Here is an 11,426-nt window from a genome sequence, read left to right on the forward strand (position 1 = left end):
ATAATCCTAATAAGTTTATCAGAATCTGCTTGTGACCTATGAATCGTCAAAAGGGACTCCTTTTTACTTCGCCCTCATAATTGTACTTTTACCGTGGGTAGATGCCAGGCTAATTAGTGAAATACGAGTGAACAAATGGATGCAAACTGCGATATAAAGATAAATACTTAAAAATAGAACGCATTTTATTACTATATTGTCGTTGTTGAGAAGATATTTATTGAGAATATTAATTCACTCAGGAACTTATTGATGTTCGTGAAGTAGTTGGCGAACATGTCCCAGCGAGTAGGAGATATAATATACTATTTTAATATGCCACTGCGCACGTTCGACCACTTATTCAGATGCATCATATCCCAGTTCTGCCGGTGATCCTGCTAACTCATCGAAGAACCGCTCGCACTGGGAAGCAATGGGCTTGGATGGGCATCCGGGCTGGGGATTAGTCTTCAAGGGCATCGTTGATCGAGTGGTGTTCGAAGCGGTCGAGCCACGAGTAGACAGTCGCACGCGGAATATCATACCTCTCACTCAGTGTTTCAACGCGGACGCCATCCGCGTAGGCGAGTGCGATCATCAGCCGCTTGGCCGCCTTCGCACTCGACGCTTCCCCCAAGAGCGTCACGGAGCGCCTCCCCATCAACTTCTTTGAGTTTGTTCATACTCCTCATGAAAGATAGGATGCCAAAAATCTAGCTATTTTTGTTTATATCTGCTAGTTAGAGTTCGCCATCAAGTTCATATTTCTATTTCGAGATTGTATGGGCAGTATCTGTCATGCACGCCTCTGCCGATAGTCGCTTTGATAATCGATATCATACGACCTTGACCGTTGGTTTGGCGTGGTTTATCTTGTCTGGTCTCACCACAGATGAGGAGGTAGTTGATATACTCCCTCGCCTTTGGCAAGACGTGCTCGAACCCTGCAGTCTCTGGCATGCTCGGGCGCTACTGGAAGCAGATACGAGTCTGCTTACAGCATCGAACCGAGGACCTCCATGGTCATCTCTTTGTCCGCCGAATCCATCCCACGGACGAACCCAATCCGTACCGCACTCACGCCGTCGATCTCGCCGAATTGTTTGATTTGTTCGCGCACCTCGTCGGGCGTCCCAGCGGCGGCAATCTCATCCAGCAGTTCGTCGGGAAGCGCGGCGGCCATGGCAGCGGTGTCCCGGTCGTCCCACGCGGCCCGTATCTCTTCGACGACGTCCTCGTAGCCCTGCTCGGCGACGGACTGGCCGTAGAACGGACCGTACGCGCCAACGAGGAATGCTACCATCGCGCGGGTCTCCTCGCGGGCGCGTTCGCGGTCCTCGCTGGCGAAACATCGTACTAGCGGGGCGACGCGGAGGTCCGTCGGGTCGCGTCCGCCCAGCTCCGCCCCGCGTCGGAGGTCCGCCATCCGCTCGTCGAGGCCCCCAACAGTGAACAACTGTGGCACCCAGCCATCGGCGAACCGCCCAGCGAGTTCGACCGCCTTCGGTCCGAGGGCGGCGACATCTATCGATGGTGGATCGTCGGGCACCGCCCGGTCGTAGGAAAGACCATCCAGTTGATAGATTTCGCCGTCGTAATTCACAGAGCCACCTTCGTACACCCCCCGGACGATGTCGATGGTCTCCCGGAGACGTCGGAGTGGTCGGTCGAAGGATGCGCCATGCCACCGCTTAGCGATGGCGGGTGAACTCGTCCCCAGCCCGAGCCTGAATCGTCCACTTGTCGCTTCGTGCATCGTCAGCGCGGTCTGGGCGAGAACGGTCGGAGCACGGCCATACGGCGAGAGCACGTCGTTCGAGAGTCCGATATGGTCGGTCCGCTCGCCGATAACCGCGAACGTCGTCACCATATCCCAGCCAGTGGTCTCGCCGGCCGAGACCCGCTCGAAGCCGTACTCCTCAGCACGGCGGGCTTGGGTCGCCACTGAGTCAAGCGAGTCGTGGTCGGAGACACTCACCACGAGATCCAACGGGATGGTCATGGGTGTGAGCGAGGCGCGAAGGGGACTAAAATGGTTTCCTCACTCCGTCTCTGTTCGCGGTGGAGTCGTTCCGGCGCTATGCTGTTGTCTCGTAGACAACGCCTCAACATAGCAGATGTATCGGGATGAGCGTCAGATCAATTGGAGCTGTTGCGCTATCCGCACGAGGTCTTCTGTTGGAGCTGTGAATGGTGGCGGTCAGACCTATGTGCTTACGTCTCATTCAGGTAAACAATGACGACACGTTTCGTTCCGACCCATGTTCGGTCCGCAATAGAGGTCGTCGCGACTGACCGGGATCGTACGGCGAGCGAACGCAAAGCATTCGCGAGGTTTAGCGACCGCCTTTCGGAGTTCTCTGTGACGGGAACTGCTTCGAAAACGAACCCACCCCGCCACACGCCCGTTCAGACGGCGCTTGATCAAACCTCCATATCAAGCTCGGAGTCTCAAATCATACGCGTGTGCAAACTGTACCGAGAGACTATCATGGATGTTGATCATTACTCCGAAGAGTACGGTGACTCGCTCGGTGAGAGTATTTCCGAGGAATTCGGGTCCGAAACGGCTGCTGCACTCGCTAACACCAACCACCTCACACCGCAGCTACGAGACCGACTCCTCGAAGCCAGTACTCGGGCACAGAAGAGCCGTCACGCGTTGCTACAGGGACTCAAACACGAACACAGCGCTCTCCAGAATGCTGACGAAACCCTCTCGGAGTTGGGTGCTGATCTCGATGACATCCTTTCGGCACAGTCGCTCCAGACGTGGCCAGATGAAGAGCTGACAACTACCCAGAAGAATCTCCACGAACGCGAGCGAGAATGCAATCGCCTGGCTACTGATCGTCAGACCACCCTCCACGAACAGCGTGTGCCTAGTACTCACCACATCGATCTCGAGTTTATCGAGTATCTCTACCGATCATTGCCAGTCACCTATCCCGTGCTGACCGACATTACCAGTCTGGCTGACACGCTTCGCACCGCGTGTGATGACATTGACGACACACTCTCTTCACGAGAAAGCTCTCATATTCGCTCCCCATCAGCTTCCTCTTGATGAACATAGAGAGCCGCTCAGCCCGGTGATCTCTCGTCAAGAAATCAGTCGTGATTCTTTGGAGAATCACGAGTAAACATTTCCTCAAGTCAATCATCGCTAGCCCCTACCGCCGAGCGTCGCGCAACCACCTTCCAGCGACCCGTCGCAAACCGGAAGAGGTTGACACCCGCTCGGCTGTACATATCGATGAGAATCGCTGCATAAACCGCTCCGATCCCGAATCCCAAACCCGGCGCGAACGTCCAGCCGGTCAGCGATATGACTGCTAAACCCGCGGGCAGGCCCATCGCCGCAATCGGAATCCGAAGAGCAGTCCCAAGTATTGTGCCGTAGAGCGGCCAGAGCGTGTCTCCAGCCCCGCGCAAGCCACCCCGCATCGTCCGCGAAACGCTGTACGCCACCACCCCAATCCCGAACACGCGGATGAACTCCACCGTGAGTCCCGGTGAACTCGCACCGAACACCACCGCAATCGGCCGCGCGAGTACAGCGAGCACGCCACCGATCAGGATCTGGGTCGCCAGCGCAATCCGGAGCGTCTGCCATCCGTAGTCCGTCGCGTCGGCCTCGCGTCCCGCTCCGATACTCTGGCCTACCAACGTGCTGGAGGCCGTCGAGTAACCCCACGCGGGCATCATCGCCAGCAACATTACTCGCCGGGCGATCGCATACGCCGCCACGACCGACGTTCCAAGGTTCGCAAGGATGAATAAGAATGGAAAACGACCGAACGTCCGGATCAACTGCATCCCGCTCAGCGGGTAGCCCACGCGGACGATCTCGCGCGCTATCTCGCCGTCCCACTGACGGCCTCCCAGCGGAAAGCGCACGGAATACGCCCCCGAGAGCAGGATGACTCCGAACGCGCACGCGGCGAGCATGTTCGCGATTGTCGTGCCCCACGCTGCGCCCGCAACTTCGAGACGTGGGAATGGCCCGAATCCGAAAATAAGCACGGCATTCAACACGAGGTTGATTGGGATGGTTACTAACCGAACGTGCATCGGTGTTCGAGCATCGCCCGCCCCCTGTAATGCCCGTGCAGCGATCATACTCCAAAAACGGAATGAAACCGAAAGCATCACTATCCGGAGATAAGTACCGCCCAACCGAATCGTCGCAGGATCGTTGGTCAGCAACCCAACCATCTCTTCGGCGAAACCCCATGTGACGAGCGTGAGCGGCACGGAAATCGTGAGTGCGATCCAGAAAGATTGCTTGACGGCGAAATTCGCGTTCTCAGGCTCGCCAGCCCCGACGAAGCGTGAGACCAGACTAATAGTGCCACTCGAAAGCCCGAGTGCGAGGCCGAACCCGATAAAGTAGTACTGAAAACCGAGCTCGAGGCCTGCGACTGCCGACCCGCCGAGTGCGAGGCTGATCATGAAGAAGTCGCTCGCACGCAGGACCGTGCGCATGCCGCCGCTGACCATCACTGGCACGGCGAGGTCGAACGCCTCGTCGCCCTTCTCGCGATTGACGATGCCCAGACGCGCAAGCAGCGCCGGAAAGCGGAAGATCACCGCTCGAAGCCGATTCTGAAGGGCCGAAAGCACACTCAAAAATACTCGCTAGAGCCGTTTAAACAAGCACATCTCTACACGCTTACCGCGTCGTCGGCGTTCGCACATTCAAGGCGTCTCATCGCTTATTACCCGGATGATTAACAATATCTAAGACCGATATAAAAAGAGAGCTATCATCTGGAATAGATTTGATATCAACCAGTAGCTCCACGAGTCGGTGGCCGAAATCGGTATCGAAGAGGAGTTGGCTGCTGACTGATCGCTTTGCGATCTCGCCTCTGAGATAGCACCCGCTCACAGTGCCTTCGAGGTAGATGTTCGGAAGGCCGAATCCGCAAAAATGACTGCTCAGCTAAACACGGATATCTCGCGCACGCGGTCCGTCCTGTGTTTCTATCAGCTCGAATCGAACGTCTTCGCCGACATCGGGAACGGACCCTTCGACAGAATCACGCAGGAACAACACGTCCTGTTCGGTTTCTTTGGTCGTGATGAATCCACAGCCGCTCTCTGGATTGACGTACGCTACCTGACCGCGCACCAGTACAGTTTGCGCCATCTTTCCCCTCCGTCCTGAAGTACCGTTTCCACGATAATTGGTGTGTCGGTGGCAAGGGAAAGTCAGTACCTCACAAAGCGGGTTAGGTGAACGGGCTGCTTGGTCGGCTGATGCGACCAGACCAAGCAGCCAACGAACTCACCGAAGAGCAGGTGCTTAACTTCCTCGTCAACACCCTCGACGAGGAGATCGATATCGGACTCGGCGAAAACGCCGATATCGACTCCGAAGACATCTGGGACGTCCTCGTCGGCGCAACAGCCGACGAGGACTCGGTCAGTCACCTCTGCGAGATTTCAGAAGAATCACCGCACGGCAATACGATTCTCCACCACCTCCGGACGAAATTCGAGCTCGGAGAGCTCGAACGAGTCGGCAAGACACTCATCCAGCAAGATATCCTCGAACTGCTTCCGGATCGGCCGGTGGAGGTCGCCGCCGACCTCCACCTCCGTCCGTACTACGGCGAAGAGTACGACTCCGAGGAAGAACTCTACGAATCACTCGCTAAAGCCGGAACGACCACGTTCCACGGCTACGCCACGCTCTACGCGCGGGTGCGCAACAAACGCTACACGCTGGCGGTGCGCCGTCTGACCGACGGCGACACCGCCAGCTCGATCCTCGCGGAACTGCTCGGCGTGCTTGAAGGCCTTGACCTCCGGGTCAAGGCCGTCTACCTCGACCGTGAGTTCTACGATACGTACTGTTTGACGCTGCTGGCCGCCCACAACTACGCGTTCGTCATGCCTATCGTGAAGTGGGGCGAAACGATCCAGAACGAACTGAGTGAAGGCTGGAGCCGCGTGATCGATCACGACCTCCAAGGGGAAATCGACGGTCACACGTGGACCGTCGATTTCCCGGTCTACATCGACTGTACGTACCAGAAAGGGAAGTATGACGAAGAGGGCGTGGCGCGTCACGGCTACGCCGTCGACGCGCCGTTCATCGAGACGCCACGTCAGGCTCGGAAGTACTACAGCCGACGGTTCGGGGTCGAATCATCCTACCGTCTGTCAGAACGAAGCGTAGCGAATACGACGACACAGAATCCGGCGGTGCGGTTTCTGTACGTGCTGATCAGCTTCCTTCTCCAGAACGCGTGGCGGTATCTCCATTGGGAGTATGTGGCGTCGCCGCGCCGTGGCGCGCGACGCCTCTGGTCGTGGCGATTCGACGAGTTCCTCGGGATGGTACGGCGGGCAGCGGAGACGGCGCTCGCGGTGCGTCGCGCCGTCCCCGCGAACAAGCCTCCGGACGACCGCTTCGAACGGTAATCCACCGACCGGGACCGCCCGCTCGGCGAGTGGCAACACTGTCGCGTCGGCGGCGTTCCGCCGCCGACTGCGACAGGTTCGATGTCCTTGGTGCCGAATAACCCTCCTCAGCAGTTGCTCGATGCCGATTTTCCCACCGAATTCACGCCTCGGAAGTAGTCAACTGGCGTGCTTTGTGAGGTACTGAAAGTAGTTCACAGACCAATTGCGGTAGCAAGGGAAAGAGACACAAGAACACACTGCTATGCTTTCACATGGGAGCCGTGTATCAGCAGTGCCCGTTCTGCGAGCGAGTGTTCGAGATCGGGCCGAACGACTACCGCCCCATGAAACGCCATATCCGACTCGAACATGCCGAACCAACGAGCACAGGCTCGCAGTCCAATCATGCCCAGTGTTCCGCTATCGGGTAGCCGAATCTTGCGCTTAACCGGATCACATCCCAGAGAAACAGTTAGGGGCCTTGGCTCTGGTAGATGTTACTATGGCTCACGAGAGCGACCACGTCGATGACGACCCGGAGTCGGAACTCAGGACACTCGGAACGCTCCCAAAGCCCGGAACCCGATGCCAATGAGTGAATCGACCGCCCGGCCGTCGCTGTGTCTGAACTGCGGGTTCGAAGCCAGATCCAGCGACAACCAATGGAACACCGTCGAAGCACCACCGCTCGGCATCCTCACCCAATGTCCCGAGTGCGGAAGCACAGACATCACGAACCGCCAGTAACCGCGCTCCCGAGACCAACACTTAGACGTTCACCACACGGTTCGGCTCCACGCCCGATTCGGAGTGACTCATCGAGCACTATCATACCAGAAGATAACTGATTCCATCCAACCCAAAGAGTGCTAGCGATGTACAGCGGACTCGGTCACAAAGGGTCTACAATTGGACAGTCACTACGGCAACAACAGTTAACTCGCATCGGCACGAAATATCAGCCACCATGATGGATCGACTTGAGAAAGAGGTCGATATGCTACTGCGCCATTTCGACGTGTTGGGGATGGTGCTCGAAAACGAACCCATCGGCATCGTGAGAATGTCGAACGAAACGGGGTACGAACACCATAAAGTCCGCTACTCACTGCGCGTCCTCGAAGAGGAACAGCTGATCGAACCCACGAATCAAGGTGCGACCACAACCGACCAAGCACGCGAATTCGTCGCTGAACTCGACGATAGCATCGAGAACATCAACGACAAACTCCAAGTCATGAAAACCGGCGAGGAGCTTGAGGCAGGTCACTAACGACCTCACGTACTGCCTCTGATTACCAAGCTGAGGTAGTGGGTTTACTTTCGCCACGCTTCGATGGGTTATAAGTGCGAATGGCTGGGAGTACAGGCTGCATGACGGATCTCATCGTCAACTCGGCGGTCAAAGAACAGCTCGCAGACCAGAACGTCTCGTCGGATTTCTATGACGCGCTCGATGGCGAAGTCGCGGATTTACTTGCGGATGCGGCACGGCGAGCAGAGGCCAACGACCGGAAGACTGTCCAGCCTCGCGATCTCTGAGTTGAATCTGACTCGGCAAGCCGGGCTTGGTACCTGTCAGCGCTGAGCGCCGCGCCATGTACGAAAGCATGGCAGTCAATATTTCAATTTCTATAGTAAACCTCCCCTCTCCCCCACCTGAAGACGATTGCTGTCGTATCTCCGTCGCTGGTGTGAAGACAGCACTGCTCTCGGGTCCATAGCCCGCTAGCGTTTCCCCTGCACCGCACGTCCCAAGGAGTGGTAATGTCTCTACCATATGCTTCGGCCCCCATGATGTTGAGTTTTTCATGCGCTCCGTGGCACAAGGCTAATGCCCTGCGAATCCGTACCCGGTTGTATGGCTGGCAAAGACCGAGCAGAAACGGGCGAGTATGTCGAGACAACAACGACCACCGAGGTACTAACAGCAATGCGAGACACGGACGGGCCCGTCGTGACCGTTGGCGACGTGTCCGAAGCGGTAGGGTGCTCGCGCGAGACCGCGCGGCGCAACCTCACCCAACTCCATGAAGACGGGACCATCCGACGGCGGAAAATCGGAGCGAGTGCTGTCATCTGGTGGGTGTCCGATCACGGGAAGATGGAAGCCATCAGCCGGCGGCACGACGACGATTACTACGCGCAAAATCCGGGGTGGTCTGAGGACCTGCCGGACCTCGAAGAAGGCGCGTGAATGGCGTACAAGCATGGTTCAGTCGTTCTGGTTGACGACCCGTACAAACCCGGCAGCCGGCCCTTTCTCGTCGTATCGAACGACGACCGCCCCTACTACGGACAGGACTACACGCTCGCCGTCATGACGACCACCCAGTTCGATGAGGCAGTACGCCTCGATGCCGAGGACGTGGTTCAGGGCGAGCTGCACACCCACCCCTCCTACATCAAGCCGTGGTCATTACACGAGTTCGAGCACGGCGAGATTCACCAGCGAGTAGCGCAGGTGTCCAACACCATCCTTCAGCGCGTGGCTGACGCCGCGCACGAATTCATGGAGCCGGTCCTGTAAAGAGGTACAAGATCATGGCGAACACTGGCCCTGACGACAGCGAGAACGCACCGCGCACGATGCATATCCACTTCGGACGCGGGAACTCAGAGCGCGTCGAGGAGACACTGAAGGCCCTCGACCGCGGTGAGACGCCCGACCCCTACTTCGAGCGCGTCTACCGCGACGAGGACAACCTCCACCGGGTGACACGCCCAAAAAACCTCGAACTGCTCCAGACACTGGCTCGTGAGCATCCCGATAGTATACGCGAAACTGCTCGGCTCGTTGGACGCGACGTCCGGCAAGTCCATCGCAACCTGGAGGAATTGGAAGACCTCGGCCTCGTCGAGTTCAAGGACGATGGACACTCGAAGCGACCCAGCGTTTGGTACGACAAGATTGCCGTCGAACTCCCATTGATAGCTGACGAAGATACAGACGCAAGCGAATCCGTCGAAGCCTGACGCCGGCCACTAACCCCCGCAAAGTCCGTTCAGCTGCACTACAACGGAAATCGCTCGGATGCGCACTATCGAGCGGTCAACTCAGCAGCGACTATCCGTGCCTACATACGGTTCCGACGCTCATCACTTTCGGAGGGGAATCTCAGATGGATGAGTCAGAACTCCACATGCTCGCTCTCGCGGTGATAATTGAGATTCAGGATACAGTAAGTCAGGACAGCGACGAGGAGCTTGTTGAGTTTGACGAGATCTGTGAATTCATAAACACGACTGATCAAACCACCCTCTACCGACTGCTCCGTGAGGACTCGTCGGCTTCCGACGAAGCCGCAGCGGTGCTTAGCCCCCAATCCACCGTAGCAGACGATGTGTTCTTCACACTGCGAAAGTTGTGCGGCGGCGTGGAGATGATCGGAACTGATCCAGAAAAGCAAGCCGAAGTCGAGGCGCTGTCGACAATTCTCGGTGATATAGCTGAGGGAGAACCACCGCCAGCAATTGATGACTTAACGGCCACCGAGGTTGCTGTTGATGAGGCGGCGGTGAGGGTTACGAGTGCGGAAATGCAAGACTGGTTAGCTGCTGTTCAACCGCGCCGGTTCTATGCGGCATGGGGTTCGGTTCCCAGTATATACGAAGACGAAATTCGGACATTGGTTGAAAGTAGCAGTGAGTCGGAACTACTCTTTGGATCACGTGTGATGGAAGCAATGACAGAAGAACTGGTGAATACTCATCCAGCAATTCCTACATCGCGGACTGTCCGCCACTGGCTCAACTCCATCGCGTTGCACAATCCGGTCGCCATGTACGAATCAGCCGAAAATGTTCCATTTTCTATTTGTATTTTCGATGATTGGGTGGTCGTTGGATATTTTGCCCATGAGAAATACCCAGAAGGTGCTTTTCTCAGGACCGCCGACTCTGAGTTTCGCAAGTGGGCAGTGGAACTGTTCGAAAAATGGCGGGCATCGTCTCAGGAAATACAGCCCCCGATGAGCTTTCGAGGAACCAACCCATACACAGATGGCCAGAATGACCACAACTGACAGAAGAGAACTATCCAACTATCCGGCTAACACACTCGCCGACGACCTCTCTAGCGCTTACACAGTACTCAATGAAGTGCGTGCAACCGTCGAGCGTGCCCAGCACGACGATGCAGAGCGATCCTACCGCGAAACCGCCGACTGGTACAAGCAAATCTAAAGAGCGGCACAACCGATACCCATACCGACACCAACTCTCGACTATGCCCGTCTCATCGCTGACTCATCCGGCAGTTGAAAATGCGCTCGATTTACTCGAAACGGGTTTCGAGTGCGGCGGAATGATCACGCTTGTCGGCGAGTGCGAAGTTGAATACGATGGACGCGCGTCAAGTCATCTCCCCGCGGGTGAGCGGTTGGTGATTCTCAAGCCCGACGGCACGCTGTTGGTCCACCGGGACGAGCAGCGCAAGCCCGTCAACTGGCAGCCGCCCGGGTCGACGCACAGCACGCGTATCGACGACAACCGCCTCATCGTCGAGAGTGTCCGTACCTCTCCGCACGAAGAGATCGAAATCACCTTCGAGACGCTCATACAGGCCTCACTCCTCGAATTAGATGACACATCGCGCCTCGCACTCGAAGGCAGCGAGGAAGACCTCCGCCAGCGGATTCTCGAAAATCCGGACGTACTCGAAGAGGGGTTCCAAGCGATGATGACCGAACGCGAAACCTCCGCCGGCGCAGTCGACATCTATGGCGAAGACGCCAACGGCACGCCAACCATCGTTGAACTCAAACGCCGGCGGGTCGGTCCTGATGCAGTCGGCCAACTGAATCGCTATGTCGCCGCGCTCGAACGCAATCATCCGGGCAGGTCTGTTCGTGGAATCTTGGTTGCTCCGTCAGTGACTGACCGGGCCGAGGAACTACTGGCAACCGAAAATTTGGAGTTCATCTCTCTCACCACAGAAGAATCAGAATCCATCCGTCTTTAGCTAAACGGCAAACCGCATGATCACGGCTGGAAACGAAGTCGGTTCATGAACGGAGTGAGGAGGA

At 56.9% G+C, this 11,426-nt stretch carries 14 protein-coding genes; 10 read left to right on the plus strand and 4 right to left on the minus strand.

Going from position 1 to position 11,426, the window contains the following annotated elements; translation table 11 throughout:
- Positions 1 to 445: 445 nt before the first annotated feature.
- Both ACQUQO_RS17100 and ACQUQO_RS17105 read right to left on the minus strand, forming a co-directional pair.
- Positions 446 to 628, minus strand: a complete 183-nt coding sequence (locus tag ACQUQO_RS17100) for a helix-turn-helix domain-containing protein (RefSeq protein ID WP_435079687.1) — start codon at positions 626 to 628, stop codon at positions 446 to 448.
- A 348-nt stretch (positions 629 to 976) separates the two neighbouring features.
- Positions 977 to 1,984, minus strand: coding sequence for a TIGR04024 family LLM class F420-dependent oxidoreductase (locus ACQUQO_RS17105; RefSeq protein WP_435079688.1), 1,008 nt, complete (start codon positions 1,982 to 1,984; stop codon positions 977 to 979).
- Between the two features lie 234 nt (positions 1,985 to 2,218).
- On the opposite strand from ACQUQO_RS17105, the gene ACQUQO_RS17110 reads away from it, so the two are divergent.
- Positions 2,219 to 3,049, plus strand: a complete 831-nt coding sequence (locus tag ACQUQO_RS17110; protein WP_435079690.1) for a DUF7260 family protein — start codon at positions 2,219 to 2,221, stop codon at positions 3,047 to 3,049.
- Between the two features lie 89 nt (positions 3,050 to 3,138).
- Here the strand turns inward: ACQUQO_RS17110 and ACQUQO_RS17115 are convergent, their stop codons facing one another.
- Positions 3,139 to 4,608: an MATE family efflux transporter gene (locus tag ACQUQO_RS17115; protein WP_435079692.1), complete on the minus strand. Its 1,470-nt coding sequence runs from the start codon at positions 4,606 to 4,608 to the stop codon at positions 3,139 to 3,141.
- A 322-nt stretch (positions 4,609 to 4,930) separates the two neighbouring features.
- The gene (locus tag ACQUQO_RS17120; protein WP_435079694.1) at positions 4,931 to 5,137 is read right to left on the minus strand and encodes a cold-shock protein; all 207 of its coding nucleotides are present in this window, start codon (positions 5,135 to 5,137) and stop codon (positions 4,931 to 4,933) included.
- Between the two features lie 110 nt (positions 5,138 to 5,247).
- Here ACQUQO_RS17120 and ACQUQO_RS17125 point away from each other — a divergent pair, with 110 nt between their 5' ends.
- The 9 genes from ACQUQO_RS17125 (at position 5,248) to nucS (ending at position 11,362) form a co-directional block, all read left to right on the plus strand.
- Entirely contained in the window at positions 5,248 to 6,417 is a 1,170-nt protein-coding gene (locus ACQUQO_RS17125; RefSeq protein ID WP_435079695.1) for an ISH3 family transposase, read from the plus strand.
- Positions 6,418 to 6,990: 573 nt separating this feature from the next.
- Positions 6,991 to 7,146, plus strand: coding sequence for a hypothetical protein (locus ACQUQO_RS17130; RefSeq protein ID WP_435079696.1), 156 nt, complete (start codon positions 6,991 to 6,993; stop codon positions 7,144 to 7,146).
- A gap of 220 nt (positions 7,147 to 7,366) precedes the next feature.
- The gene (locus ACQUQO_RS17135) at positions 7,367 to 7,672 is read left to right on the plus strand and encodes a hypothetical protein (RefSeq protein WP_435079698.1); all 306 of its coding nucleotides are present in this window, start codon (positions 7,367 to 7,369) and stop codon (positions 7,670 to 7,672) included.
- Between the two features lie 101 nt (positions 7,673 to 7,773).
- A complete protein-coding gene (locus ACQUQO_RS17140) occupies positions 7,774 to 7,941 on the plus strand; it encodes a DUF1931 domain-containing protein (RefSeq protein WP_435079699.1) in 168 nt (55 codons plus the stop codon).
- Positions 7,942 to 8,260: 319 nt separating this feature from the next.
- Entirely contained in the window at positions 8,261 to 8,596 is a 336-nt protein-coding gene (locus ACQUQO_RS17145; RefSeq protein ID WP_435079701.1) for a DeoR family transcriptional regulator, read from the plus strand.
- On the plus strand, positions 8,597 to 8,929 hold the full coding sequence (locus tag ACQUQO_RS17150) for a type II toxin-antitoxin system PemK/MazF family toxin (protein ID WP_435079703.1): 333 nt from the start codon (positions 8,597 to 8,599) through the stop codon (positions 8,927 to 8,929).
- A gap of 14 nt (positions 8,930 to 8,943) precedes the next feature.
- Positions 8,944 to 9,375, plus strand: coding sequence for a transcriptional regulator (locus tag ACQUQO_RS17155; protein WP_435079704.1), 432 nt, complete (start codon positions 8,944 to 8,946; stop codon positions 9,373 to 9,375).
- Positions 9,376 to 9,521: 146 nt separating this feature from the next.
- On the plus strand, positions 9,522 to 10,424 hold the full coding sequence (locus ACQUQO_RS17160; protein ID WP_435079706.1) for a hypothetical protein: 903 nt from the start codon (positions 9,522 to 9,524) through the stop codon (positions 10,422 to 10,424).
- Between the two features lie 203 nt (positions 10,425 to 10,627).
- Positions 10,628 to 11,362: an endonuclease NucS gene (gene nucS, locus ACQUQO_RS17165; RefSeq protein WP_435079708.1), complete on the plus strand. Its 735-nt coding sequence runs from the start codon at positions 10,628 to 10,630 to the stop codon at positions 11,360 to 11,362.
- The last annotated feature ends 64 nt before the right edge of the window (positions 11,363 to 11,426 follow it).

Source organism: Halococcus sp. AFM35, from assembly GCF_051195015.1.
Classification (GTDB): Archaea; Halobacteriota; Halobacteria; order Halobacteriales; family Halococcaceae; genus Halococcus.